27 protein-coding genes are annotated in these 25,958 nt (G+C 66.2%); 15 read left to right on the top strand and 12 right to left on the bottom strand.

All coding sequences use genetic code 11. The features are described from left to right. The first annotated feature begins 43 nt into the window (after positions 1-43). Genes ACFFF7_RS14680 through ACFFF7_RS14630 form a run of 11 tightly spaced genes read left to right on the top strand, consistent with a single transcriptional unit; the run spans position 44 to position 10,820 of the window. On the top strand, positions 44-520 hold the full coding sequence (locus ACFFF7_RS14680; protein WP_379482104.1) for a prolyl-tRNA synthetase associated domain-containing protein: 477 nt from the start codon (positions 44-46) through the stop codon (positions 518-520). After that, positions 517-1,896 (top strand): L-serine ammonia-lyase, encoded by a 1,380-nt coding sequence (locus tag ACFFF7_RS14675; protein ID WP_379482103.1) that lies wholly within the window; start codon positions 517-519, stop codon positions 1,894-1,896. Before ACFFF7_RS14680 ends, ACFFF7_RS14675 begins: the two co-directional genes overlap by 4 nt. A 19-nt stretch (positions 1,897-1,915) precedes the next feature. Then, complete coding sequence (locus ACFFF7_RS14670; RefSeq protein WP_379482102.1) at positions 1,916-3,028, top strand: S-(hydroxymethyl)glutathione dehydrogenase/class III alcohol dehydrogenase; 1,113 nt, start codon at positions 1,916-1,918, stop codon at positions 3,026-3,028. A gap of 2 nt (positions 3,029-3,030) precedes the next feature. Further along, positions 3,031-3,864, top strand: a complete 834-nt coding sequence (fghA, locus tag ACFFF7_RS14665; protein ID WP_379482101.1) for an S-formylglutathione hydrolase — start codon at positions 3,031-3,033, stop codon at positions 3,862-3,864. Beyond that, positions 3,861-4,286: an NAD(P)H-dependent oxidoreductase subunit E gene (locus tag ACFFF7_RS14660; RefSeq protein ID WP_379482100.1), complete on the top strand. Its 426-nt coding sequence runs from the start codon at positions 3,861-3,863 to the stop codon at positions 4,284-4,286. Before fghA ends, ACFFF7_RS14660 begins: the two co-directional genes overlap by 4 nt. Beyond that, positions 4,283-5,797 carry an NADH-ubiquinone oxidoreductase-F iron-sulfur binding region domain-containing protein gene (locus ACFFF7_RS14655; RefSeq protein WP_379482099.1) on the top strand — a complete coding sequence of 505 codons (1,515 nt, stop codon included), beginning with the start codon at positions 4,283-4,285 and terminating at the stop codon, positions 5,795-5,797. Before ACFFF7_RS14660 ends, ACFFF7_RS14655 begins: the two co-directional genes overlap by 4 nt. 57 nt (positions 5,798-5,854) lie before the next feature. Further along, positions 5,855-8,704 carry a formate dehydrogenase subunit alpha gene (gene fdhF, locus ACFFF7_RS14650; RefSeq protein ID WP_379482098.1) on the top strand — a complete coding sequence of 950 codons (2,850 nt, stop codon included), beginning with the start codon at positions 5,855-5,857 and terminating at the stop codon, positions 8,702-8,704. Between the two features lie 4 nt (positions 8,705-8,708). Then, positions 8,709-8,918, top strand: a complete 210-nt coding sequence (locus ACFFF7_RS14645; protein WP_379482097.1) for a formate dehydrogenase subunit delta — start codon at positions 8,709-8,711, stop codon at positions 8,916-8,918. Between the two features lie 17 nt (positions 8,919-8,935). Then, positions 8,936-9,346, top strand: coding sequence for a ketosteroid isomerase-related protein (locus tag ACFFF7_RS14640; RefSeq protein ID WP_379482096.1), 411 nt, complete (start codon positions 8,936-8,938; stop codon positions 9,344-9,346). Beyond that, the gene (locus ACFFF7_RS14635) at positions 9,343-9,930 is read left to right on the top strand and encodes a GNAT family N-acetyltransferase (RefSeq protein ID WP_379482095.1); all 588 of its coding nucleotides are present in this window, start codon (positions 9,343-9,345) and stop codon (positions 9,928-9,930) included. Before ACFFF7_RS14640 ends, ACFFF7_RS14635 begins: the two co-directional genes overlap by 4 nt. Next, positions 9,927-10,820, top strand: a complete 894-nt coding sequence (locus ACFFF7_RS14630; RefSeq protein WP_379482094.1) for a carbon-nitrogen hydrolase family protein — start codon at positions 9,927-9,929, stop codon at positions 10,818-10,820. Before ACFFF7_RS14635 ends, ACFFF7_RS14630 begins: the two co-directional genes overlap by 4 nt. Positions 10,821-10,839: 19 nt before the next feature. Here ACFFF7_RS14630 and ACFFF7_RS14625 read toward each other — a convergent pair whose 3' ends face one another. Further along, a complete protein-coding gene (locus ACFFF7_RS14625; RefSeq protein WP_379482093.1) occupies positions 10,840-11,490 on the bottom strand; it encodes a S24 family peptidase in 651 nt (216 codons plus the stop codon). A 101-nt stretch (positions 11,491-11,591) separates the two neighbouring features. Here ACFFF7_RS14625 and ACFFF7_RS14620 point away from each other — a divergent pair, with 101 nt between their 5' ends. Together ACFFF7_RS14620 and ACFFF7_RS14615 are read left to right on the top strand one after the other, a co-directional pair. After that, the gene (locus tag ACFFF7_RS14620; RefSeq protein ID WP_379482092.1) at positions 11,592-11,780 is read left to right on the top strand and encodes a hypothetical protein; all 189 of its coding nucleotides are present in this window, start codon (positions 11,592-11,594) and stop codon (positions 11,778-11,780) included. Continuing rightward, the gene (locus ACFFF7_RS14615) at positions 11,770-12,141 is read left to right on the top strand and encodes a hypothetical protein (protein WP_379482091.1); all 372 of its coding nucleotides are present in this window, start codon (positions 11,770-11,772) and stop codon (positions 12,139-12,141) included. The genes ACFFF7_RS14620 and ACFFF7_RS14615 overlap by 11 nt, the downstream gene beginning before the upstream one ends. On the opposite strand, the gene ACFFF7_RS14610 is transcribed toward ACFFF7_RS14615, so the two are convergent. The 7 genes from ACFFF7_RS14610 to ACFFF7_RS14580 all read right to left on the bottom strand — a co-directional run bounded on the left by ACFFF7_RS14610 (position 12,138) and on the right by ACFFF7_RS14580 (position 18,981). Continuing rightward, positions 12,138-13,079: a D-2-hydroxyacid dehydrogenase gene (locus tag ACFFF7_RS14610; protein WP_379482090.1), complete on the bottom strand. Its 942-nt coding sequence runs from the start codon at positions 13,077-13,079 to the stop codon at positions 12,138-12,140. The two genes, ACFFF7_RS14615 and ACFFF7_RS14610, sit on opposite strands and share 4 nt — an antisense overlap. Continuing rightward, on the bottom strand, positions 13,076-13,534 hold the full coding sequence (locus ACFFF7_RS14605) for an RES family NAD+ phosphorylase (protein WP_379482089.1): 459 nt from the start codon (positions 13,532-13,534) through the stop codon (positions 13,076-13,078). The genes ACFFF7_RS14610 and ACFFF7_RS14605 overlap by 4 nt, the downstream gene beginning before the upstream one ends. Beyond that, a complete protein-coding gene (gene cysS, locus ACFFF7_RS14600) occupies positions 13,531-14,979 on the bottom strand; it encodes a cysteine--tRNA ligase (RefSeq protein WP_379482088.1) in 1,449 nt (482 codons plus the stop codon). Before cysS ends, ACFFF7_RS14605 begins: the two co-directional genes overlap by 4 nt. A 33-nt stretch (positions 14,980-15,012) precedes the next feature. After that, a complete protein-coding gene (locus ACFFF7_RS14595) occupies positions 15,013-15,696 on the bottom strand; it encodes a nitroreductase (protein ID WP_379482087.1) in 684 nt (227 codons plus the stop codon). Between the two features lie 31 nt (positions 15,697-15,727). Continuing rightward, positions 15,728-17,548 carry a cobaltochelatase subunit CobT gene (cobT, locus tag ACFFF7_RS14590; protein ID WP_379482086.1) on the bottom strand — a complete coding sequence of 607 codons (1,821 nt, stop codon included), beginning with the start codon at positions 17,546-17,548 and terminating at the stop codon, positions 15,728-15,730. Positions 17,549-17,561: 13 nt separating this feature from the next. Continuing rightward, positions 17,562-18,212: a fructose-6-phosphate aldolase gene (fsa, locus tag ACFFF7_RS14585; protein WP_379482085.1), complete on the bottom strand. Its 651-nt coding sequence runs from the start codon at positions 18,210-18,212 to the stop codon at positions 17,562-17,564. Positions 18,213-18,297: 85 nt separating this feature from the next. Further along, positions 18,298-18,981 (bottom strand): DUF4197 domain-containing protein, encoded by a 684-nt coding sequence (locus ACFFF7_RS14580; RefSeq protein ID WP_379482084.1) that lies wholly within the window; start codon positions 18,979-18,981, stop codon positions 18,298-18,300. Positions 18,982-19,061: 80 nt separating this feature from the next. Here ACFFF7_RS14580 and ACFFF7_RS14575 point away from each other — a divergent pair, with 80 nt between their 5' ends. Then, on the top strand, positions 19,062-21,227 hold the full coding sequence (locus ACFFF7_RS14575; RefSeq protein WP_379482083.1) for a primosomal protein N': 2,166 nt from the start codon (positions 19,062-19,064) through the stop codon (positions 21,225-21,227). Further along, entirely contained in the window at positions 21,224-22,783 is a 1,560-nt protein-coding gene (locus tag ACFFF7_RS14570; RefSeq protein WP_379482082.1) for a cryptochrome/photolyase family protein, read from the top strand. The genes ACFFF7_RS14575 and ACFFF7_RS14570 overlap by 4 nt, the downstream gene beginning before the upstream one ends. A 1-nt stretch (position 22,784) precedes the next feature. Here the strand turns inward: ACFFF7_RS14570 and ACFFF7_RS14565 are convergent, their stop codons facing one another. From ACFFF7_RS14565 to ACFFF7_RS14550, 4 genes are all read right to left on the bottom strand, one after another. After that, positions 22,785-23,579 (bottom strand): CPBP family intramembrane glutamic endopeptidase, encoded by a 795-nt coding sequence (locus tag ACFFF7_RS14565; protein WP_379482367.1) that lies wholly within the window; start codon positions 23,577-23,579, stop codon positions 22,785-22,787. Between the two features lie 119 nt (positions 23,580-23,698). Next, complete coding sequence (locus ACFFF7_RS14560) at positions 23,699-24,463, bottom strand: isocitrate lyase/PEP mutase family protein (RefSeq protein WP_379482081.1); 765 nt, start codon at positions 24,461-24,463, stop codon at positions 23,699-23,701. Next, on the bottom strand, positions 24,460-25,482 hold the full coding sequence (locus ACFFF7_RS14555; RefSeq protein WP_379482080.1) for a bifunctional transcriptional activator/DNA repair enzyme AdaA: 1,023 nt from the start codon (positions 25,480-25,482) through the stop codon (positions 24,460-24,462). Before ACFFF7_RS14555 ends, ACFFF7_RS14560 begins: the two co-directional genes overlap by 4 nt. Further along, on the bottom strand, positions 25,479-25,955 hold the full coding sequence (locus ACFFF7_RS14550) for a DUF1203 domain-containing protein (RefSeq protein ID WP_379482079.1): 477 nt from the start codon (positions 25,953-25,955) through the stop codon (positions 25,479-25,481). Before ACFFF7_RS14550 ends, ACFFF7_RS14555 begins: the two co-directional genes overlap by 4 nt. Positions 25,956-25,958: the final 3 nt, after the last annotated feature.

Raw genomic sequence — 25,958 nt, 5'->3', positions numbered from 1 at the left:
GCCGTTGACCGAAATGTCTGCCTTGTCCCGCGAAGCGTCCCTGTTGTCCGCACTGAACAGCGCGGGGATTGCCTATTCGGTTACCGAGCATGACGCCGTCTTCACAGTCGAAGAAAGCGAAAGCCTGCACGCGGCCATTGCCGGGATGCACACCAAGAACCTGTTCCTCAAGGACGCTACTGGACAGTTCTGGATCGTGACCGTGCCGCACGATGCCCGGGTCGATCTGAAGGCCTTGCCCGCCGCGATCGGGTCCAGGAAAGTCAGTTTCGGCAAGGCGGACGATATGGAACGTTTGCTTGGCGTTACGCCCGGATCGGTCACGCCGCTGGCGGCATTCAACGACGAAGCAGCCCTGGTTCGTGTCGTGATTGACAGCAGGCTTGCCGACGCGGACTGCGTCAACGTGCACCCCCTTCGCAATACAGCCACACTGGGCCTTTCCGGCGCTGATTTGCTGCGATTCCTTCAAGCCACCGGCCACACGCCGCTGGTCGTTACTGTCCCGGCACCGTTGTGAGCATCAGCACCTTCGAATTGTTCAAGGTCGGGATCGGACCGTCCAGCTCGCACACCACCGGGCCGATGGTTGCCGCGGGCCGCTTTGTCGCGTGGCTGGATGGGCAGGGCCTGCTCGGCAAGACCGCGAGCCTGCACGTCGACCTGTATGGCTCGCTGGCGCTGACCGGCAAGGGCCACGCCACCGATCACGCGATCATCCTGGGCCTGTGCGGCGCGGCCCCTGCCACGATCGATGTCGATCAGGTTCCGCAGATCGTTGCCGATGTCACCGCGCAGAAGTCGGTCCGGATGTCCGATGGCCGGTCGATCGCTTTCGATCCAGCCGTCGACATGGTCTTCCATCAGCGGACCCGCCAGCCCTTCCACACCAACGCACTGGCATTTTCAGCGCTCGATGATGCCGGCAAGGAACTGGGCCGGCGGATGTACTATTCGGTCGGCGGGGGCTTTGTCGTCGATGAGGATGAGGCCGGCAGCAACAGCCGCACCGCCAGCGATCACGCCAGCCTGCCCTATGACTTTGCCTCGGGCACCGAACTGCTGGAGCTGGGCGAAAGCACAGGCCTGCGCTTTGCCGATCTGGTCTTTGCCAATGAATGCGTCCGTCAGCCGGCCGAGCAGGTCGAGGCTGCGCTCGATGCTATCGCTCAGGCAATGTCGGAATCGATCGACCGCGGCTGCCGCCAGACCGGCGTGCTTCCCGGCGGGCTCAAGGTCAAACGCCGCGCACCGTGCCTGACCGAGGAGCTCAGCGCCCGGCAAGGAGCCAATCTCAGCGATCCGCTGGCCGTGCTCGACTGGATCAATCTGTGGGCCATGGCGGTCAACGAAGAGAATGCCGCCGGCGGCCGCGTCGTCACTGCGCCGACCAACGGCGCCGCCGGGATCATTCCGGCGGTCATGCGCTTCCACGATCGCTGCTATCAGGGCACCGCCGAAACCCGCCGCATATTCCTGCTGACCGCCGCGGCAATCGGCGCGCTGTACAAGAAGAACGCGTCAATTTCCGGGGCCGAGGTCGGCTGCCAGGGGGAAGTCGGGGTTGCCTGCTCGATGGCCGCGGCCGGGCTGACTGCTGCGCTTGGCGGCAGCAATGCCCAGGTCGAAAACGCCGCCGAGATCGGGATGGAGCACAACCTTGGGCTGACCTGCGATCCGGTTGGCGGACTGGTGCAAATTCCCTGCATCGAGCGTAATGCAATGGGCGCGGTCAAGGCGATCGATGCCTCGCGCCTCGCCATGATGGGCGATGGTTCGCACATGGTCAGCCTTGACAAGGTGATCGAAACAATGCGCCAGACCGGGATGGATATGCGAGCCAAGTACAAGGAAACATCGCTTGGCGGCCTGGCCGTCAATGTCGTCGAATGCTGAAGACCAGGAGAGCCCAGAAATGAAGACCCGCGCCGCAGTTGCCTTTGCCGCCAAGCAGCCGCTCGAGATCGTCGAGCTTGACCTTGAAGGGCCCAAGGCGGGCGAAGTCCTGGTCGAGATCATGGCGACCGGGATCTGCCACACCGATGCCTATACCCTCGACGGCTTCGACAGCGAGGGGATCTTCCCCAGCGTACTGGGCCACGAGGGCGCCGGGATCGTCCGCGAAGTCGGCGCCGGGGTGACCAGCGTCAAGCCGGGCGACCATGTCATCCCGCTCTACACCCCCGAATGCCGCCAGTGTAAGTCGTGCCTCAGCGGCAAAACCAACCTGTGCACCGCGATCCGCGCCACCCAGGGCAAGGGGCTGATGCCCGACGGGACCAGCCGGTTCAGCTACAAGGGTGAGACCATTTTCCACTACATGGGCTGCAGCACCTTTTCCAACTTCACCGTGCTGCCCGAAATCGCCGTAGCCAAAATCCGCGAGGACGCCCCGTTCCAGTCGAGCTGCTACATCGGCTGCGGGGTGACCACCGGGGTCGGCGCGGTGGTCAACACCGCCAAGGTCCAGGTCGGCGACAATGTCGTGGTGTTCGGGCTCGGCGGGATCGGGCTCAACGTGATCCAGGGCGCGCGGCTGGCCGGCGCGGGCAAGATCGTCGGGGTCGACATCAACCCGGCACGCGAGGAATGGGGCCGCAAGTTCGGCATGACCGACTTCCTCAATTCAAAGGGCATGAGCCGCGAAGAGACCGTGGCCGCGATCGTCGCGCTGACCGACGGCGGGGCCGACTATACCTTCGATGCGACCGGCAACACCGAGGTCATGCGCACCGCGCTGGAGGCCTGCCACCGCGGCTGGGGCACCTCGATCATCATCGGCGTGGCCGAAGCCGGCAAGGAAATCAGCACCCGTCCGTTCCAGCTGGTCACCGGCCGCAACTGGCGCGGCACCGCGTTTGGCGGGGCCAAGGGCCGCACCGACGTGCCCAAGATCGTCGACATGTACATGACCGGCAAGATCGAGATCGACCCGATGATCACCCACGTCATGGGCCTGGAAGACATCAACAAGGCCTTCGAGCTGATGCACGCCGGGACAAGCATCCGCTCGGTCGTGGTATTCTGAGCATGGAGCAGGTCAGCGCCAATCGCAGTCATGGCGGGACACAGGGCGTCTATACCCACCAGAGCACTGCCACCGGCACCGCGATGACCTTTTCGGTCTTCGTGCCGGACCATGCGCCGGGGGCGAAGCTGCCGGTGCTGTGGTATCTGTCGGGGCTGACCTGCACCCACGCCAATGTCACCGAGAAGGGCGAATTTCGCGCCGCCTGCGCGCGTGCCGGGATCATCTTTGTCGCGCCAGACACCTCGCCGCGCGGCGACGATGTACCCGATGACGAAGGCTACGACTTCGGCAAGGGCGCGGGCTTCTATGTCAACGCAACCCAGGCGCCGTGGGCGACGCATTTCCACATGCGCGACTATATCGAGACCGAGCTGCCCGCGCTGATCGCGGCGGAGTTTCCGGCCGACATGGCGCGTCAAGGGATCACCGGGCATTCGATGGGCGGGCACGGCGCGCTGACCATTGCCCTGCGCAATCCCGGCCGCTTCCGCTCGGTCAGCGCCTTCGCGCCGATCGTCAGCCCGATGCATTGCCAGTGGGGCGAAAAGGCGCTGACCGGCTACCTTGGCGCGGACGAAAATGCCTGGCGCGAATACGATGCCTGCGCGCTAATCGAGGACGGCGCGCGGCTGCCCGATCTGCTGGTCGACCAGGGCGAGGCGGACAATTTTCTGCATGAGCAACTGAAGACCGGGCTGCTGGTCATGGCCTGCCGCAAGGCCGGGATTCCGGCGACGGTGCGGATGCAGCCGGGCTACGATCATTCGTACTACTTCATCAGCAGCTTCATGGCCGAGCACGTGGCCTGGCATGCGGAGCGGCTGAAGGCGTGAGCGATGCCGCGCGCCTCGACGAAATCATCGCCGCCCATGCCGGACGCGAAGGGCCGCTGCTGCCAATCCTGCACGACGTCCAGCATGCCTTCGGCTGTGTCGATGCCGCAGCCGAGGCCCACTTGGCCCATGCGCTGAACCTCAGCCGGGCCGAGGTCCACGGCGTGGTCAGCTTCTACCACGATTTCACTGCAGAGCCGGATCGCCGCCCCTGCATCGAACTGTGCCGGGCCGAGGCCTGCCAGGCGCGCGGCGTGGAAGCGCTGGTCGGCGCCGCCGAGGCCGCGGCCGGCAGCCGGGTCAAGCTCAAGACGGTCTATTGCCTGGGCCTGTGCAGCGCCGGTCCGGCAGCGCGGCTCGGCGATCAGGTTCATGCCCGGCTCGATCAGGCGGCTCTGCTTGCGCTGGTACAATCGGCATGACTGTGGTGCGGATCTCCGACGATGCCCTCGCTCAGGCCTGCGGTGCCGATGCGGTTGCCGATGCCTTCGCTGCCGCCGGGAGTGCGGTCGAGCGGGTTTCGAGCTGGGGCATGCATTGGCTCGAGCCGCTGGTTGAGATCGATGGCGTGGGCTTCGGCCCAACCAGTGCCGACGATATCGCCGCAATCCTCGCAGGTTCGAGCGACAAGGGCATCGGCAAGATCGCCCATCACCCCTTTATCGCGGGCCAGCAGCGCCTGACCTTTGCCCGCGCGGGCAAGACCCGGCCGCTCAGCCTGTACGACTATGCAGCAAGCGGCGGCTGGGCCGGGCTCGATCGGGCCCGGTCGCTCTCTGCGGAGGCGCTGGTTGCCGAGGTAACCCGCTCCGGCCTGCGCGGACGCGGCGGTGCTGGCTTCCCCGCCGGGATCAAGTGGGAGACCGTGCGCAAGGCCGCCGGGGCGCGCAAATACGTGGTCTGCAACGCCGACGAGGGCGACAGCGGGACTTTTGCCGATCGCATGGTGATGGAAGGCGATCCCTTCCAGCTGATCGAAGGCATGGCGATCGCCGCGCACGCCGTCGGTGCCAGCCGCGGCTATATCTATGTGCGCAGCGAATATCCGCACGCGATTGCCAAGCTCAACGCTGCCATCGCGCTTTCGGCGCAGATCGTCGCGCCCTTCGCGGTCGAAGTCCGGGTCGGCGCCGGCGCCTATGTCTGCGGCGAGGAGACATCGCTGCTCAACAGCATCGAAGGCAAGCGCGGCGAAGTGCGGGCCAAGCCGCCGCTGCCCGCGCTGGAAGGCCTGTTCGGCTGCCCGACCGTGGTCAACAACGTCCTGACCCTGTCCGCGATCCCGCACATCCTCAGCGAAGGCGGCGCAGCGCTCTACAACAGCCTGGGCATCGACCGGTCCAAGGGCACCATGCCGATCCAGCTCGCCGGCAATATCAAGCGCGGCGGGCTGTACGAGACCGCATTCGGCATCACCCTGCGCGAACTGATCCACGACATCGGCGGCGGCACGGCATCGGGCCACCCGGTCAAGGCGGCGCAAGTCGGCGGGCCGCTGGGCGCCTATATCCACCCCGACCAGTTCGACCTTCCGTTCGATTACGAGGCCTATGCCAATGCCGATGCGCTGATCGGCCACGGCGGCGTGGTCGTGTTCGACGACAGCGCCGACATGGGCCGCATGGCGCGCTTCGCCATGCAATTTTGCGCCGCAGAAAGCTGCGGCAAATGCACCCCTTGCCGGATCGGATCGACCCGCGGGGTCGAGCTGATCGACCGGATCCGCGGCTCGGGGGCTTCTGCTACCGATCCTGTCGCGGCCCTGCCCCAGATGCGCAATGCGCCCAAGCAGCCACCCAGCCGCGCGGCCGATCTGCAACTGCTGGAAGACCTGTGCGAGACGATGAAATTCGGTTCGCTCTGCGCCCTGGGCGGGTTCACCCCCTATCCGGTGCTCAGCGCGCTGAAGCACTGGCCGGAGGATTTCGCATGAGCGGCGCGCGTGGTATGATCGCCGCGTCCGTCAGGGCCGACGCACAGGAGCACCGCGATGGGCTATGAACGCCAAAGCGACTTCGGCACCCCCGAGGTCCATGCCGATAGCAGCGTCACGCTGACGATCGACGGCCGGGCAGTCACCGTGCCCACTGGCACCAGCGTGATGCGCGCGGCGGCGGAATGCGGCGGCTCGATTCCAAAGCTCTGCGCGACCGACAACGTCAAGGCCTTCGGATCGTGCCGGCTGTGCCTGGTCGAGGTCGACGGCATGCGCGGCACTCCGGCGAGCTGCACCACCCCGGCGGCCGAAGGCATGGTGGTCCACACCCAGACTCCGCGGCTGCAAAGGCTGCGCAAGGGGGTGATGGAACTCTACATCTCGGACCATCCGCTCGATTGCCTGACCTGCAGCGCCAACAACGATTGCGAATTGCAGGACCAGGCCGCCGCAGTGGGCCTGCGCGATGTGCGGTACGGCTATGCCGGGGACAATCACCTGGGCCTCGCCGCCGACACCTCGAACCCCTACTTCGATTTCGACCCGAGCAAATGCATCGCCTGTTCGCGCTGCGTGCGCGCCTGCGACGAGGTTCAGGGCACTCTCGCCCTGACCATCGACGGCCGCGGTTTTGCCAGCAAGGTCAGTGCGGGGCAGAGCGGCGACGATTTCCTCTCGTCCGAATGCGTCAGCTGCGGCGCCTGCGTCCAGGCCTGCCCGACCGCGACCTTGCAGGAAAAGGCGGTCAAGGAGATCGGCAAGCCCGAGCGCGCGGTGATCACCACCTGCGCTTATTGCGGGGTCGGCTGCACCTTCCGCGCCGAGATGCGCGGCGAACAACTGGTGCGGATGGTGCCATGGAAGGACGGCAAGGCCAACCACGGCCATTCCTGCGTCAAGGGCCGCTTCGCCTGGGGCTATGCCAACCACCAGGACCGGATCACCAGCCCGATGATCCGCGAGCACATCGACCAGCCGTGGCGCGAGGTTTCGTGGGACGAGGCGCTGGCTTTCACCGCCGGACGCCTGCAATCGATCAAGGCGCAGTATGGCGCGCGGGCGCTGGGCGGGATCACCTCGAGCCGCTGCACCAACGAGGAGACCTTCCTGGTACAGAAGCTGGTGCGCGCCGGGTTCGGATCCAACAATGTCGATACCTGCGCGCGGGTGTGCCACTCACCGACCGGATACGGGCTCAAGACCACCTTCGGGACCAGTGCCGGGACGCAGGATTTCGACTCGGTCGACCAGAGCGACGTGATCCTGGTGATCGGGGCCAACCCGACCGACGCCCACCCGGTCTTCGCCAGCCGGATGAAGCGCCGCCTGCGCCAGGGCGCCAAGTTGATCGTGATCGACCCGCGGCGGATCGATCTGGTGCGGATGCCGCATGTGGAGGCGGCGCATCACTTGCCGCTCCAGCCTGGAACCAACGTCGCGGTGCTGACCGCGATGGCCCACGTCATCGTCGGCGAAGGCCTGGCCGACGAGGCGTTCATTCGCGAACGCTGCGACTGGGACGAATACCAGGACTGGGCGCGGTTCGTGTCGGAGCCGCGCCACAGCCCCGAAGTGCTGGCGGCGGTCACCCGCGTCCCGGCGGTCGAACTGCGCGCTGCGGCGCGGCTGTTCGCCACCGGCGGCAACGGCGCGATTTACTATGGCCTTGGCGTCACCGAGCACAGCCAGGGCAGCTCGACCGTGATGGCGATCGCCAATCTGGCGATGGTCACCGGCAACATCGGGCGGCGCGGCGTGGGGGTCAACCCGCTGCGCGGCCAGAACAATGTCCAGGGCGCCTGCGACATGGGCAGCTTCCCGCACGAACTGTCGGGTTACCGCCATATCTCGGACGGCGACGCCCGGGCGCTGTTCGAGGCGGACTGGCGGGTTGCGCTCGATCCGGAACCGGGTCTGCGCATCCCCAACATGCTCGACGCGGCGATGGATGGCAGCTTCCGCGCGCTCTACGTCCAGGGCGAAGACATCCTCCAGTCCGATCCCAATACCAAGCACGTCGCGGCGGGGCTGAAGGCGATGGACTGCGTGATCGTCCACGACCTGTTCCTCAACGAGACCGCCGACTACGCGCATGTCTTCCTGCCCGGATCGACCTTCCTGGAAAAGACCGGGACCTTCACCAATGCCGAACGCCGCATCCAGATGGTGCGCAAGGTGATGGAGCCGGCCAACGGCATGGAAGACTGGCAAGTCACCCAGGCGTTGGCCAATGCCATGGGCCTGGATTGGGACTATGCCAATTCAAGCGAAATCATGGACGAGATCGCCCGCCTGACCCCCAGCTTTGCCGGGGTCAGCCACCAGCGTCTCGACCAGGCGGGATCGCTGCAATGGCCGATCAACGCCGCCGCGCCCGATGGCAGCCCGATCATGCATGTCGACGGCTTTGTTCGCGGCAAGGGCAAGTTCGTCGTCACCGACTATGTCCCGACCGACGAAAAGACCGGCCCGCGCTTTCCGCTGCTGCTGACCACCGGGCGGATTCTCAGCCAGTACAACGTCGGCGCGCAGACCCGGCGGACCGGCAACACCGTCTGGCACCCCGAAGACCTGCTGGAAATGCACCCGACCGATGCCGAGAATCGCGGGCTCAAGGATGGTGACTGGACGCGGCTGGCCAGCCGCACCGGCGAGACCACGCTGCGGGTTCTGGTCACCGACCGGGTCGCGCCGGGCGTGGTCTATACCACCTTCCACCACCCTGCGACCCAGGCCAATGTGGTCACCACCGAATACTCCGACTGGGCGACCAATTGCCCGGAATACAAGGTGACCGCGGTCCAGGTGATGCCGTCGAACGGCCCGACCGACTGGCAGGAAGACTATGCCGCGTGGTCGGCACGCAGCCGCCGCATCGTCGCCGCGGTCGAGCCTGCCGAGTAGCACAATGGACGCTGATCACCTGATCTACATGGCCAACCAGATCGCGCGCAATCTGGCGGCGGGCGGCGAAGCGGCGGCGGTGGCTGCCACGGCGCAGCACATCATCGATTTCTGGGATCCGCGGATGACCGCCGCGATCCTGGCCAGTGACCGGGCCGCGCTCAGTCCGATTGCGCGGGCTGCGGTGGACCTGCTGGCCCCGAACCTGCCCTGACACGAAAGGACCCGTACTTGACCCGCTCCGACGCCATCGCGCTGCTCGACCGCTATTACGACGCCTTCAACCGGGGCGACAACCAGGCCATGCTCGACTGCCTGGCGGACGATGTCGCGCATGACATCAACCAGGGCGCGCGCCAATCGGGCAAGGCGGTCTTTGCCGCGTTCCTGGCGCATATGGACCGCTGCTACAGCGAACGGCTGACCGACATCGTCACCATGGCCAACGACGAAGGAACCCGCGCCAGCGCCGAGTTCGTCGTTCACGGCAAATACCTCGCCACCGACGAAGGCCTGCCCGAAGCCGCCGGGCAGACCTATGAGCTGCCCGCCGGCGCCTTCTTCGATCTGTCGGACGGTGCGATCACCCGGGTCAGCGTTTACTACAACCTGGCCGACTGGACCGCGCAGGTCGGCGGATGAGCCTGACCGTCCGGCCGCTGACCGGCGGCGAGATCGACGCCGCGATCGACGACCTGGCCCGGCTGCGGATCGAAGTCTTCGCGGCCTATCCCTATCTTTACGACGGTGATGCCGCATACGAAGCGGACTATCTGCGCGATTTCGTCGCGGCGCGCGATGCCGTGCTGGTCGCCGCCTTCGACGGCGCGGCGATCGTCGGCGCGGCCACGGCATCGCCGATGGACGCCAGCAAGGCCGAATTCCGCGCACCCTTCGAAGCGCGCGGGATCGACACGGCCACGCTGTTCTATTTCGGCGAAAGCGTGCTGCTGCCCAATTATCGCGGTCAGGGCGTCGGCCACGCCTTTTTCGATCACCGCGAGGCGCACGCAGCCGCCTGGGGCGCGGCCGCAACCTATTTCGCGGCCGTTGTCCGGCCTGACGATCACCCGTCCAGGCCCACCGGCTATGTCCCGCTCGACGGGTTCTGGCGCAAGCGCGGCTATGCGCCGCTGCCCGGTGTCGTGACCGAACTGGCCTGGAAGGAACATGGCGAGGCCGCCGAAAGCCTGAAGCCGATGCAGTACTGGATTCGCCGGGCATGACCTTCATCGTCGCTGCCGCACAATATCCGGTGGAGCGCCTGGCCGACTGGGCGCACTACGCCGCCAAGCTCGAACGCTGGCTTGCCGAGGCTGCCGATCGCGGCGCTAGGCTTGCGGTGTTTCCTGAGTACGGCGCGATGGAGCTCGCCTCGCTCGATCCCGCGACAATGGGCGATCTGGCCCGGTCGATGGCCTTCGTTGCCGGGCTGATGCCGCGGGTCGATCAGCTGCACCGCGAGTTGGCAGCGCGTCACGGCATGCATATTCTGGCGGCCAGCGGCCCCTGCCGCCAGGGCGACGGCAGCTTCGTCAATCGCGCCCGGCTGTTCGCGCCGAACGGCAAGATGGGCGTGCAGGACAAGCTGATCATGACCCGCTTCGAACGCGAGACCTGGGGTGTTTCGGCCGGCGCACCGCTGCGCCTGTTCGACACCGCGCTGGGTCGGATCGGGGTGCTGATCTGCTATGACAGCGAGTTTCCGCTACTGGCCCGCGCGCAGGTCGAGGCCGGCGCGCAGGTGCTGCTGATGCCGTCCTGCACCGACAGTCTGCACGGCTATTGGCGCGTCCGCCTGGCAGCACAGGCGCGGGCGATGGAAGGACAGTGCTACACCGTCCAGGCGCCCTTGGTGGGCAATGCCGACTGGTCCCCCGCGATCGACGTCAACCGCGGCGCTGCTGGCATCTTCGGCCCGCCCGATGGCCCCTTCCCCGATGACGGCATCGTCGCCCTGGGGCCGGTCGACGCCGGGCAGTGGCTCTATGCAGAGATCGATCCGGGCCGGGTCGGCGCGCTGCAGGCGGACGGCGCGGTGCTCAACATGCGCCATTGGACCGAACAGCCCGGCGCAGCGGCCTTGCCGGGGGTTTCGCTGGTGGATCTGCGCTGATCGAAGCGGACGAATTCCCTCAAAGCCGGCCACTCTTCCACACCACCCGGCCGATCACCTGGACCTCGTCGGGGGCCAGCTCGATTGGGCGATAGGCCGGATTGTCGCTGACCAGCACGACCTTGCCCGGCTGCGCGGTATCGAGTCGCTTGACCAGCAAGGCATCGCCCGCCCGCACCACGTGGATCCCGTCGCGCAAGGGGCGCGGGGCCCGGTCGACCAGAATCTCGTCGCCGTCGCGCAGCGTGCCTTCCATCGAATCGCCTTCGACCCGGATCGCCGACAGCTGCGCCGGATCGAGCCCCTGTTCGCGCAGCCAGCGGCTGGAAAAGCGGAAAGCGCCGATCGCCGCCTCTTCCCCTGTCAGCAAGCCTGGACCGGCCGAGGCGCCCAGCGCCAACCGCGGCACATCGCACCAGTCACCGCGACGCGCATTTCCTGCACCTTGAATGGATTTTTCCTCTGGTGCACCAAGTTCCGATTCGGCCACACCAAAGAACCGCGCCAGCGTCCGGCGATCGGTCTCTTCCAGCTTGCGCGGGCTGCCCTTGCGGATAAATTGCTGCAAATACGTGCCATTGCGTCCGATTAGTTCGGACAGCCCGGACAGGCTGACGCCGCGCTGGGTGGCCAGATCAAGCAAACGGGCGCGCGGATTGGTTGCAATCATGGAATTGCCTTACTCGAAGTATTTTTCCTAGACAAGTAGGATTTGGCGAAGAACAAAGGGATAAATCCTTCGTCGATTCGCCAGCGGAAAGGGGCAGAGCAATGTTGATTACCCGGATCGAGCGCTTCTTGCGTGAAACCGGAATGCCGTGGACCAAGTTCGGCCGGCTCGCCGCCCACGATCCGCGCTTCGTCGAAGACCTGCGCAACGGCCGCACCCCCCGCCCTGCAACCGAAGAACGTGTAGAACATTTCATGAACATCTATCGAAAGAACGCCCATGCAGCTTGATCCCGCCGCCAGCCAGTCGATGCTTCGTGCCGCTTGCCGGCCCCCGCGCGGGCGGCCGTGGCTACCCTTGCTGTCGGCGCTGCTTGCGCTTGGCCAGGGCAAGGCCGAACTGCTCAGCCATGCCGAGCGCGCCTGGGCCAGCGTGACATTCTCCGGCACACGCCACACGGTGCGACTGGCCTTCTGCGGGGCCGAGGCGGTTGCCGCGGGCGAAGCGCTGATCGATGCCCTGCCCGAGCATGAATTTGCCATACCGCGCCAGCTTGTCGCCGACGCCGCGGTTGTCGCGGTTACTCACAGCGCCTTGCCCGAACCCCGGCTGGAGGTCGAGGTCGAACTGCTGCTGCTCGACGAGGTCTAGTAGCCGCGCGCGAGGTCGACCTGCGGCGCCACCGGTTCCCCGCCGTGCCAGCGCTCCAGGTTGACCAGGAACCGTTCCGCTGCGCGCGCAAACATCCGGTCCATCGGCCCGCGACCCGACAGGTGCATCGACACCTGGACATTGTCGAGCGTCCACAGCGGGTGGTCCTCGGGCAGCGGTTCGGGCGTAGTCACGTCAAGCAGCGCCCCGCCGATGCGGCTTTCGTTAAGCGCCGCGACCAGCGCGTCCTGATCGATCACGCTGCCGCGCGCGACATTGACCAGCACGGCGCCGGGCTTCATCGCCGCCAGCTCAGCGATGCCGATCATGTCCTCGGTCTCGGCCGTTGCTGGCACGGCGATGATGATCCAGTCGAACCGGCCCAGCGCGGCGCGCCATTCATCGGGGCCGAGCACGCCCGCCCCCGGGCTGCGGCGGACCTTGGTTACCGTGACCCCGAAGGGCAGCAGGCGTTGCTCGACCGCCTGGCCGATCTCGCCATAGCCCAGAATGAGTGCTTCGCTGCCGTGAAGCTCGCGCACGCCAGGCATGCCCTTCAGCCACTCGTGCCTTTCCTGGGCACGGAAAACTTCGCGATAATTCTTGGCGTGGCCGAGCATCAGCATCACCACATATTCGGCGATCGGCACGGCGTTGATCCCCGCTCCGTTGGTCAGCGTGACGCCGCGCTGGCGCAGCAGATCAAGCGGAAAGCTCTCGACCCCGGCATAGACCGAATTGAGCCATTTCAGCTGCGTCGCTAGGTCGAACACCTGCGCCATGTCCTCTTTCGAATGCATGTCAAACCAGCCGATTTCGGCCTCGGGCGCGAGAGCAAATGCCTCCTCCTTGCTGGCGTACCAGCGGACGTCGGCCCAGGCCGGCAGGCGCGCCGCGATCAGGGGTTTGAGCACGGCGTTGAGAACGATGACGGTCATGTCCGGTCCTTGAAGGCGTCGAGCATCGGCGGGCGATGCAGGCACTGGGCGAAATAGAACGGGCGGGTGGTAAGCGGCGGAACGCCCGCGGCATCGGGATGGCGCGGGTTCAAATAGATCACATCCGCTTCGGGAAGAACCCGCGAACGGATGGCGCAGGTCAGCGATGCGCGGGTTTCAAGCCAGTCACCGACGAAGGCGCGGACCGTGTCCTCATCGGGATCGGGCACGCGCAGGGGCATGGCCTCGACCTCGGTCCAGCCGAGCACGAAATCGTCCGCAATGCCCGCAAGATCGCGCGGTTGATAACGCAGCGCCACCAGCACCGCGAGGCCGGCCTCGCTTGCCAGGCTGACCACCGGATGGCCCGGTGGGGCATAGCGCGCACCGTGCAATTCCGCGCCCTTCCCGTCGAGCGCCACGAACGGCGCGCGGGTCAGGCGCCAGAGTTTCATGTGTCGAGCTTCCAGTCCCAGCCAAGCGGATCGCCGTCCATGGCATCGACGCCCTGGGCCGCGAGTTCGTCACGCAGGCGGTCGGAGGTGGCGAAGTCCCTGGCGGCGCGGGCCTCCTTGCGCTGGGCAAGGATCGCATTGATCTCCGCCTCGGCCATCGTCGCTGCCTTGGGGCGAAGGCGCAGTTCGGTGCGATCGAGCGTCAGCAGGCCAAGGCCCAGCACCGCATCCATCGTCGCGAACGCGGCCAGCTTCTCTCCGGCATCGACCTTCTTCATCGCGGCGACCTCTTCCATCACCGTCAGGGCGACTGCCGTGTTGAGATCGTCTGATACCGCAGCATCAAACCGCGCAAGGTGCTCGGCAAAGCGTGCTCCCGCTGCCTCCGCCGGTTCGGCCTGCGCCCGCAGCGCGGCCGTCGCCATGGCCAGCCGCTTGAGCCGTGTCAGCGCCGCGCCCAGCCCATCCCAGCTGAACTCAAGCTCGCTGCGGTAATGCGCCTGCAGGCACAGCATCCGGTAGGCCAGCGGGTGATAGCCCTTGTCGATCAGCAGTTGCAGCCGCAGGAACTCGCCCGACGACTTGCTCATCTTGCCGCTGCGTTCGACCAGAAAATTGTTGTGCATCCACACGTTGGCGCCAGAATTGGCCGCCACGTCGAGGCCATTGGTGCAGCAATGCGCCTGGTTCTGCGCAATCTCGTTGGGATGGTGGATTTCGCGGTGATCGATCCCGCCGGTGTGAATGTCGAACGGGAAACCGAGCACGGCGCCGCTCATCACCGAGCATTCCAGGTGCCAGCCAGGCGCGCCGCGGCCCCAGGGCGAATCCCACTCCATCTGCCGTGTTTCGCCCGGCGGGGTCGTGCGCCAGATCGCGAAGTCGGCGGCGTTGCGCTTGCCGGCAACCTCGTCGATGCGGCCCTCGCCATCTTCGGTCACCGCACGGGCGAGGCGGCCATAATCGGCCACCGTAGCGACATCAAAGTAAAGCCCGCTGTCGAGCTGATAGCAGTGCTTGTCCGCGATATCCTTAGCGAACTGGATCATCTGCTCGATATAATCGGTAGCGATCGTCCACTTGGCCGGCTGGCGGATGTTCAGCGCCTTGATGTCGGCCCAGTAAGCCTCGGTATAGTGGCGCGCGATATCCCAGATCGACTGGGCCTTTTCCGCCGCCATCCGTTCCATCTTGTCCTCGCCCGCGTCGGCGTCGTCGGTCAGGTGACCGACATCGGTGATGTTGATGACGTGGGTCAGCGTGTAGCCCTTGAAGCTGAGCGTGCGGCCCAGCACGTCGGCAAAGACATAGGCGCGCATGTTGCCGATGTGGGGGTAATTGTAGACCGTCGGCCCGCAGGTATAGACCCGCGCTTCGCCAGGGTGAACGGGCGTGAAGGTTTCCAGCTGGCGGGTCAGGCTGTTGAACAGGCGCAAGTCAGTCATGGCGTGGGCCATAAGTTGTGACGATGCGTTTGACTAGAACCCTTCCCAGCGCACTGCCTGGTCCAGATCCACCCGCGGCACCGGGAAGCTGTTGACCGCCGCTTCGCGGTCGCCCCAGCCGATCGCGCAGCCGCAGAAGAAGATGTGATCCTCGGGGATATCGACCACTTCGCGGATCTGCTTCTGGTAGACCGCCCAGGCTTCCTGTGCGCAGCTGTCGAGGCCTTCCTCGCGCAGCAGCAGAAGCACGGTCTGCAGCCACATGCCGATGTCGCTCCACTGCGGCAGCCCCATATAGCGCGGAGTGTGGACCAGCATCAGCACCGGCGCACCAAAGGCGCGGAAATTGTTGCGGAACACGTCGAGCCGCTGCGCCTTGTCCTCGCGCGGAATGTCGAGCGCCTTGTACATCGCTTCGCCAACGCCAAAGCGGCTGTCAGAATAGCGCCCTTCCAGCTCGGGCGGATAGATAGGGTATTCGGCCGAATAGGCTGCCAGCCCTTGCGGAATCGTCTCGGCCACCAGAGCGAACAGCTTTGCAAGCGGTTCCCCGGTCAGCATCACCGCGTTCCACGGCTGGGTGTTTCCGCCCGACGGGGCGGCCTGCGCCTTTTCCATCACCCGGCGAAGCACGGCGGCGTCGACAGGCTTGTCGAGATAGGCACGGATCGAACGGCGGCTGGCAACGGCTTCAGAAACGGTCTTGGCTTGGGTCATGGCCGTTTAATCGAGCGATTAAACAGATTGGTCAAGTCCGTTCGTCCTCGAACAGGCTGGCCAGCTGCTCGATCATCGTTCCGCCCAGTTGCTCGACATCCATGATCGTCACCGCGCGGCGGTAATAGCGGGTCACGTCGTGGCCAATGCCGATCGCCACCAGTTGCACCGGCGACTGCTTTTCGATCCAGTCGATCACCCGGCGCAGGTGCTGTTCGAGGTAGCCGGCATTGTTGACACTGAGCGTGCTGTCATCGACCGGCGCGCCGTCACTGATCACCATCAGGATGCGGCGGTCCTCGGGCCGGGCCAGCATCCGGGAATGGGCCCAGAGCAGCGCCTCGCCGTCGATGTTCTCTTTCAGCAGGCCCTCGCGCATCATCAGGCCCAGGTTCTTGCGGGCGTGGCGATAGGGTTCGTCGGCCTTCTTGTAGACGATATGGCGCAGGTCGTTGAGCCGGCCCGGCAGCGGCGGCTTGCCCCCGGCCAGCCACGCCTCGCGGCTCTGCCCGCCTTTCCACGCGCGGGTGGTGAAGCCCAGGATCTCGGTCTTGACCCCGCAGCGTTCCAGCGTGCGCGCCATGACATCGGCGCTGATCGCCGCGATCGAGATCGGCCGCCCGCGCATCGATCCCGAATTGTCGATCAGCAGAGTGACGATGGTGTCCTTGAACTCAACGTCGCGCTCAATCTTGTACGACAGCGACTGGCCGGGCGAGATCACCACGCGGGCCAGCCGCGCCGCATCGAGCAGGCCTTCTTCCTGGTCGAAGTCCCAGCTGCGGTTCTGCTGCGCCATCAGGCGTCGCTGCAGCCGGTTGGCCAGCTTGGTCACCACCCCCTGCAGGCCCTTCAGCTGCGCGTCGAGATAGGCGCGCAGCCGGGTCAATTCGTCTTCGTCGCACAGTTCGGGCGCGGCAATCACTTCGTCGAAGCTTTGGGTATAGGCCTTGTAGTCGAAATTGGCGGGAATGTCGGTCCACGGGCGGTTGGGCCGGACCGGGAGCATGCCCTCCTCGCCCTCGTCGCCTTCCTCCGCCTCGGCGCTGTCGTCATCGGTCTGGCGCTCAGCCTCGCTGTCGCCGTCCTCGTCGCCTTCGCTGGGTTCGGCGGCGGCATCGGCGGGGTTCTGTTCGTCGGACCCCTCGCTGTCGTCGGGCTGTTCCTCGCCGTCGTCCTCGGCATCGTCGTTGTCGGCGTCTTCGGTGTCGGGCTCGAGCTGGTCGGCGCGGGTCAGTTCGAGATGCTGGAGCATGTCGAGCGACAGCTTCTGGAACGCCTGCTGATCGTCGAGGCTGTTGGCCAGCGCATCGAAATCGCTGCCGACCTTGCCTTCGATCCAGCCGCGCACCAGCGCGACCCCGGCCTGGGCGGCTTCGGGCACCGGCTGGCCGGTCAGATGTTCGCGCAGCATCAGCGCCAGCGCGGCGGGCAGCGGGACTTCGTCCGAACGGGTCGCGCGGGCGATCGGATCGCCCTGTGTGCGGACCTGCTGCGCCGCGTCGAGATTGCCGCGCATCCCGGGATAGGCCTGCGCGCCCAGCGCCTCGTAACGTACCGCCTCGACCGCGTCGAAGGCCGCGCGCGCGGTCGGCTCGGCCGGGGCATGGCGGCCGTGCAGCGCTTCGTCGTGGTGGCGCAGGCGCAAGGCGAAGCTGTCGGCAAAGCCGCGCGCCTCCATCGCCTGGTCGCGCGGCAGGCCGCGGCCGGGCATCGGCAGGCGCAGGTTCTTGCCATTGGCGACCGGATTGTCGGCGGTCCACGCCACCTCGATCTCCGGCTCGTGCGCCACCGCGCGCGCCGTGCCGGCGAGGACGGATTTGAACCGGTCGAGGGGGGATTCGTCGGACATCAGCGCAGAGTTGTCAGATCGTCTGCCCGGTCTTGGCCCAGTCGGCCAGGAAGCCTTCGATGCCCTTGTCGGTCAGGACGTGCTTGACCAGCCCCTTGATCACCGCGGGCGGCGCGGTCATCACGTCGGCGCCGATCTTGGCGGCTTCGAGCACGTGGATCCCGTGGCGCACCGAAGCGACGAGGATCTCGGTGGCGAAATCATAGTTGTCATAGATCAGGCGGATGTCGCTGATCAGCTCCATCCCGTCGAAGCCGTTGTCGTCGTGGCGGCCGACGAAGGGCGAGACGAAAGTTGCCCCGGCCTTGGCCGCGAGCAGCGCCTGGTTGGCGCTGAAGCACAGCGTGACGTTGACCATCGATCCGTCGTCGGTCAGCGCCTTGCAGGTTTTGAGGCCATCGAGCGTCATCGGCACCTTGATGCACACGTTGTCGGCGATCTTGCGCAGGATTGCCGCCTCGCGCATCATCCCGTCATAGTCCAGCGCGACCACTTCGGCGCTGACCGGACCGTCGACGATGCCGCAGATTTCCTTGGTCACTTCCAGGAAGTCGCGCCCCGATTTCATGATCAGGCTGGGGTTGGTGGTGACGCCGTCGAGCAGGCCGGTGGCGGCCAGTTCCTTGATGTCGGCGATTTCGGCGGTGTCGGCAAAGAATTTCACGGGTCTGCGCTCCTGATCGCGAGTCACCCGGTGCTATAGACACCAAACCGGCGCTGGACCAAGCCCCGCGCCCGCCCCTTGTCCCTTAAAGCACTTTCAGCATAGCGATCAGCAGCGGATCGTTGGTGCTTTGCGGATTGGCGCGGATCGCGCTTTCCTCCACGCCGATCTGCGACCAGATCGAATTGTCGGCCCGGTTGGCGACCGCTTGCGCGACCGAGCCGATGTCGACCCCCGACAGCGCCGCGATGGCCTTGCCCAGCACCGGATCGCCGCTGATCCGGATCGCGTCGGACAGGCCGGGGACCATGGCATTGATTAATGCCGAACCCATCTGTCCGCGCAGCCAGGTCGTCGCCGCGGTCGGTCCGCCGCGAACCAGGCCGATGGCATCGGGGATCGAGATGTTGCGCACCGTGTCGAGCACGATCGGCGCGGCCCGTTCGGCGCCCTTTTCTGCCACCACGTTAAGCTGGCGCTGCAACTGCTGGCGGAACACGCCCGAAGACAGCAGCGTCTTGATCAGGCCGCCGCTGCCAGCGAACAGTTCGGGCACGTCGAACCGCGCGACAGCGCTGTCCCAGAACCCGCCGGGTGCGGTCAGCTTGGCAAAGGCATTCTGCGACGACAGGGTCAGCAGCCGCTTCAGCGCCTCGGTCATCGAAAAACCGCCAAGCCCAGTGCAACCGGTGACCGCAAGAGTCGCCGTCGCGCCGGCGCCAAGGATGAAACCACGACGCGCGACGGCCATTTGCGGATTGGTCTGCATTGTCCCGTGTTCCCTTTACCGAAAGAATGACCCGGCGGGGGTGACTACGCTGCCTGGTTGGCTGCATAGAAGCGTCACCGATGACCCGCCTCCGACTCCTTGTCTTCAATCCCGCGCTCAGCGTCCTTGACTATCGTCTTCCCGCTGGAATGACGACAGAAATCGGCTCTGTCGTGCTTGCACCACTGGGTCCGCGCCAGGTACTGGGCATTGTCTGGGAAGCGGAACGGCTGCCCGGCGCCGAAGTTCCCGATGCCAAACTGCGTCCCATCCTGGAAGTGCTGCCGGTGCCGCCTTTCCCGGCCCCGCTGCGCCGCCTGATCGAATGGACCGCCGATTACTACTGCGCTCCAATGAACGGAGTGGCGCGAATGGCGCTGGGATCGATGGCAGCGCTGCGCGGCGGCGGATCGACCACCGAGTACCGCCTGTCCGGGCTTGAACCCAAGCGGATGACCCCGCAGCGCGCCGCGGCCCTCGACGCGCTGCACGGCGAACAGGCGAGCATTCGCGAACTGGCCGAGCTGGCCAGCGTCTCCGATGGGGTGCTGCGCGGGATGCTGGGTGCGGGGCTGCTCGAACCGGTGACGGTCGATCTTGACCGGCCCTATCCCCGCGCCCGGCCCGATCACGCCGCGCCCGATCTGTCGGAGGATCAGCAGGCGGCGGCCGACCGCTTCGTCGTCGCGGTGCAGGACGCGGCCTTTGCCCCGTTCCTGCTCGACGGGGTGACCGGTTCGGGCAAGACCGAATGCTATTTCGAAGCCGTCGCCGAAGCGATCCGGCAGAACCGCCAGGTGCTGGTCCTGCTCCCCGAAATCGCCCTGACCCAGAACTTCCTGCGCCGCTTCGAAGCGCGCTTCGGCACGCCGCCGGTGCTGTGGCATTCCAGCCTCAAGCAAAGCGAGCGCCGCCGCGCCTGGCGGGCGATCGTGTCCGGTGAGGCGCAGGTGGTGGTCGGGGCGCGCTCGGCACTTTTCATGCCGTACCGCCAGCTCGGCCTGATCGTGGTCGACGAGGCGCACGAGGTCTCGTTCAAGCAGGACGACGGGGTGCGCTATAACGCCCGCGACGTCGCGGTGATCCGAGCCCGCTTCGAGAAGATCCCGGTGATCCTGGCGAGTGCCACCCCGGCGCTCGAATCACTGCAGCTGGCCGAGGCCGGGGTTTACGAGAAGATCGACCTGCCCGCGCGTTTTGGCGGCGCGGAATTGCCGGCCATCGACATCGTCGACCTGCGCAGCGAAGTGCCCGAGCGCGGGCATTGGCTGGCGCCCCGACTGGTTGCGGAAATGCGCGCGCGGCTGGAACGCGGCGAGCAGTCGCTGCTGTTCCTCAACCGCCGCGGCTATGCCCCGCTGACGCTGTGCCGGCACTGCGGCTATCGCTTTCAGTGCCCCAATTGCAGCGCCTGGCTGGTCGAACATCGTCTGTCACGCCGCCTTGCCTGCCATCATTGCGGACACGAAACGCCGGTGCCGGAGGAATGCCCCGAGTGCCATACCGGCGATTGTCTGGTTGCCTGCGGCCCCGGCGTGGAGCGCATCGCCGACGAAGTGGCGGAACTGCTGCCAGAGGCACGGCTGGCGCTGGTGACGTCGGACACGCTCAACACGCCCGAAAAGATCGGCGCTTTCGTTGCCGCGGCCGAAGGTGGGGCGATCGACGTGATCATCGGCACCCAGCTGGTGACCAAGGGCTATCACTTCCCCGAACTGACATTGGTGGGGGTGGTCGATGCCGACCTCGGCCTTGAAGGCGGCGACCTGCGCGCGGGCGAACGCACGTACCAGCAGATCGCCCAGGTCGCCGGGCGCGCCGGTCGCGGCGAAAAGCCCGGCGCGGTGCTGATCCAGACCCGCCATCCCGAAGCCGCGGTGATCGCCGCGCTCGCCGCCGGGGACCGCGACGCGTTCTACGCCGCCGAAGCCGAAGCGCGCAAGGACGCGGGCGCCCCCCCGTTCGGGCGCTGGGCAGCAATCATCGTGTCGAGCGAGACCGAGGCCGAGGCGCGCGAAGCTGCCCGGGCAATTGGCGGGGCGCGCCCCAACCTGCCCGACGTCATGGTGCTGGGCCCGGCCCCTGCCCCTTTGGCCCTGTTGCGCGGCCGCTATCGTTATCGTCTGCTGATCAATGCCCGGCGCACCGCGCAGGTGCAGGACGTGATCCGGGACTGGCTGGGCAAGCTGGACTTCCCGCAAGGCGTAAGGGTAGCCGTGGATATCGATCCCTACAGTTTCGTATGACCGGGCCGGTCCTTATCCCGGTGCTGGGCGACCAGCTGAGCCACGCGCTGGCCAGCCTGGCGCAAAGTCGCCAAGCGGATAGCGTGGTCCTGATGATGGAGGTCGCCGAGGAGGCAACTTTCATCAGACACCACAAGGCCAAGATCGTCCTGATCCTTTCGGCCATGCGCCACTTCGCCGAAGAGCTGCGCGCGGCGGGCTGGAACGTCGACTATGTGACGCTGGACGACCCGGCCAACACCCAGTCGTTTTTCGGCGAAGTGAAGCGCGCGGCCGAACGCCACCGGCCCGACGTAGTGCGGATGGTCGAGCCGAGCGAATGGCGAGTCCTCAACGACTGCGAGACATGGTCCGCACGGCTCAAGCTGCCGGTGGAACTGATCGAGGACGACCGCTTTCTGTGCACCAGGGCGGAATTTGCCCATTGGACGAAGGGTCGGCGCGAATGGCGCATGGAATTCTTCTACCGCGAAATGCGGCGCAAGACCGGCTTGCTGATGGAGGGCGAGCATCCCGAATGCGGCAAATGGAATTACGACGCGGAGAACCGCTCCGGCCCGCCCAAGGGCCTGACTGCGCCCGCACCGCTGCGGTTTCCGCCCGATGCCACGACCCTCGCGGTCATTGGTCTGGCCGAGTCGCGCTTCAAGGATCACTTCGGGTCGCTGGACGCATTCGGCTGGCCGATCACAGCGGCCGAAGCTGAACGGGCGGTGGCAGACTTCCTGGCGCACCGGCTGCCCACATTCGGTCAGTGGCAGGACGCGATGGTCGCTGGCGAAGACTTCCTGTTTCACGCTGTCCTGTCGCCGGCGATCAACCTCGGGCTGATCGATCCGCTGGACCTGTGTCGCCGCGTCGAGGCCGAATACCGCAGGGGCAGGGTTCCACTGGCCGCCGCAGAGGGTTTTATCCGCCAGATCATCGGTTGGCGCGAATACGTCCGCGGGGTCTACTGGCAGACCATGCCAGATCTGGCCGCGGCCAATGCGCTGAACGCCAAGCGCCCGTTGCCGGCCTTCTATTGGACCGGCGAGACCGACATGGCCTGCCTGGCGGACTGCGTGCGGACCACCCGCGACAACGCCTATGCCCATCATATCCAGCGCCTGATGGTATTGGGCAATTTCGCCCTGCTCACCGGGGTCAGGCCGCAGGACGTCGCCGACTGGTTTCTGGTCGTCTATGCCGACGCCTTCGACTGGGTGGAACTGCCCAACGTGGCCGGGATGGCCCTCTACGCCGATGGCGGCAGGCTGGCGTCAAAGCCTTATGCAGCCAGCGGCGCCTATATCGACCGGATGAGCAATTACTGCGGGTCGTGCCGCTATAACGTGAAGCACAAGACCGGTCCTGATGCCTGCCCGTTCAACGCGCTGTACTGGCACTTCCTGGCGCGCAATGCCGACACGCTCAAAGGCAACCGCCGGCTTGCCAATCCCTATGCGACGTGGAAACGCATGGACGCCGACAAGCGCAGTGAATACCTCAGGTCGGCGGAAGACTTTCTGGAGACGCTGGAACCGGCACGGCCGGGCTGGGCACGGCCGGCCTGAGTCACATCGGCGGCCGCGTGCCGTCGCGCTTGATCGCGCGGAGCAGCAGAAACACCCCGGCCAGCGTGGCCACGACCAAGGCCACGACGCTGGCCTCAAGCCCGAAGGCACCGCCGGTCAACCACTCCGGGCCGTTACGAGTGGTAATCAGCAAGCCCTGCGGCGCGTCGCCGCCCGAGACCGGCACGCTGAAGACCCAGCCCTGGGTAAAGTTCCAGGCGGCATGGATGGCGATCGGGAACCACAGGCGCCGCGTGACCATGTAGGCCGCGCCAAGCAGAATCCCGGCCTCGACCGCGATCGCGAAGGAACTGAACCAGGTCGCGCCGGGGTTGAAGATATGGCCCGCGCCGAACAGGATCGAGGTGATCGCCAACGCCGCCCAGGTGCCGAGCATCGCTTCGAACTGGCGGAACAGGATGCCGCGAAAGAGGATTTCCTCGAAGGTGCCCGAAATGATCCCCAGCGCGATCATGCCCCACAGGTTGCCCATGCCGCGCACCCCCTGAAACTGGATCCCGCCGAGCAGCCAGACCACCCCGGTCATGGCCGAAAACAGCAGAAACCCGAACAGCAGGCCGGTTCCGAGTTCGCGTGTAGCCACGGCAAGGGGAAATTCGGTATCAAGGCCGCCTTCAACGTAACGTCGGAACAGCTTGTACAAGCCGATCCCCAGTGCAGCACCAGCAAGGGCGGCCAGGGCCTGCAGGGGTGTGCCATGCCACGGCATCGCGCGGCTGGCAGGCTGTGCGGAAAGGCCATACGCGAAGGAAAAGACCACGAAGCCGATGATCATCGCGGTCAAGGGGAATCGCAATATCCGCAGTGGCAATGCCGGGTCGGCTGGCTTGATCTGGTTCACGACTATTCCCCCATTTCTGTATTATTCATATAATACACAGGGTCACCCTGTCGTCAACTCGCATCGTAAGGTGGCTTGCCCCCGGTCAGCACTACCTTGGCCATGGCCCCGACCCAGTCCATCGCCGCCGCCCAGGGACGGTGACCGTGACTGATCCGCGCCGCGCCGAGTTCGGCCAGTTGGGCACGGTCGCGGAAGGCGGGGTTCCAGATGATGTTGACCGGCAGCGGCGAGCCGTCACAGATCGCGCCCAGCGCCGACAGGTCGGTGGTGAACGGGACGAACAGTCCGCTCGCCCCGGCATCGGCATAGGCCCGCGCCCGTTCGAGCACGGCGCTGACCAGCGCCCCGTGGCTTTCCGGCGGCTGGCCGCGGAACAGGTCGCAGCGGGCATTGACGAAAATGCCGGTCTCCGCTGCCGCCTTCAGCCGCGCGGCCTGCTCGGCAAGCGGGACCAGCGCCGTCTCACTAGGCATCCGGTCTTCCATGTTTATTCCCGCAGCGCCCGCTTCCAGAGCCCGCGCGACCGAGCGGCCGACCGCTTCGGGCGTGTCGCCATAGCCCGATTCCATGTCGAAGGTCACCGGCAGGTCGGTCACACGCAGCACCCCGGCGACGACATCGAGCGCACGGTCGAGCGGGAAGGTTTCGCCGTCCTTGAACCCCTGCGCCTCGGCCACGCCGTAGCTGCCGGTGGCGATCGCCTTCGCCCCCGCATCGGCGACCGCCTTGGCGCTCCCTGCGTCCCAGATGTTGAACAGGACCAGCGGATCACCCGGCACGTGAAGCGCGCGGAATGCTTCGACCTTTGCGTTCATTTCGATTCCTTCTCCAGCAGCTTGCGCTTGATATCGAGGCCCCAGGCATAGCCGCCCAGCCCGCCCCCTGTGCGGATTACCCGGTGGCAGGGGATCAGCACCGATACGTGGTTCGATCCATTGGCGCTGCCGGCGGCGCGCACCGCCTTGGGCTTGCCCACTGCGGCCGCAAGTTCCGCATAGGTCCGGGTTTCACCCAGAGGAATTTTGCGCAGTTCGCGCCATACCGCTTCCTGAAAGGCAGTCCCTTTGACGTCGATCGGGATATGGCCAAAATCGCCGGGCGTTTCGACAGCGGCAATGACTTCATCCAGCAGCGCCGAGAACGCGGCCCCGCCTTCGACAAGTTCAGCCTGCGGGAAGCGCTGCTCCAGCGCCTCGCGCCCTTCGTTGAAGGACAGGCGGCACACGCCTTTGGCAGTTGCGGCCACCAGCATCCGGCCCAGCGAAGTATCCACCACCGCCCAGTGGATCGTCGCGCCCTTGCCGCCATTGGCCCAGGCTGATGGTGTCATCCCCAGTCTCCCTTGCGTGCCTTCATAGAACCGCGATGGCGCGGAATAGCCTGCGGCATAGATTGCGTCTGTAACCGAACCTTCTTCGGTCAGGGCGTCTGCGGCGCGCTCCGCCATTAGCGCACGGGCAAAGGCAGCGGGCGACAGGCCGGTGTGGCGCTTGAACACCCGCTGGAAATGCGCCGCAGAATAGCCCGCCTCGCCTGCAAGCTCAGCCAGAGCCAGCGGCTGCCCCGCCGCCTTGATCGCGGTGATCGCGGCGAGCACCGCGCGTTCGTCGCGGCTGACATCGTCGGGGCTGCAGCGCAGGCACGGGCGCAACCCTGCCTCGCGCGCTGCGGCCCCATCGGTGAAGAAGCGCACGTTCTCGCGCTTGGGGTGGCGCGCCGGGCACGACGGGCGGCAATAGATTCCGGTCGAGAGTACGCCCGAGACGAACCGCCCGTCATAGCTGCGGTCGCGGGCCAGCGCGGCGGTCCAGCATTCGTCGGCGTCGAGAATCACGACACGTCTCCATGGCGGTCGATCCGCGCGGCAAAGCAGCCGTGCGCGGCGTTGTGGGCATGGATATAGGCAACGGCGGGATTGTCGAGAAGGTCCCTGATCCTGTCGTCGGCCTGACCCGGCAAAGCGAGCCGGGCATCGCGCAAGATGCCGCCTTCATCGAAGCCGCGCAGGCCGAGCGGACGGCCTTCGAACACCGGCGGGACCGCGTCGACGTAGTCGGCGGTCGCAACCTCCTTGCGCACGTAGATGGCGTAGGCGCTGCAATAGGGCGTGGCGACATCGTGGCTGGTGTGATGAAGCAGGATCAATTCTTCGCCCTCACCCGCATCTTCCAGCGAGATACGGCACGGATAGCCGCGCGATGCCGCGGCGGTGACGCGGCGGGCATTGCGCGCGACCAGGTCGGCGTCGGACAGCGCGAACAGCGGCGCGAACGCGTCGGGCTCAAGTCCGGTAATGCGATAGGTCATGGT

Source organism: Novosphingobium aquiterrae, assembly GCF_042434435.1.
GTDB classification, from domain to species: Bacteria; Pseudomonadota; Alphaproteobacteria; order Sphingomonadales; family Sphingomonadaceae; genus Novosphingobium; species Novosphingobium aquiterrae.
Note: the sequence above shows the minus strand (reverse complement) of the source record. Positions and strands in the feature narration are given on the sequence as shown.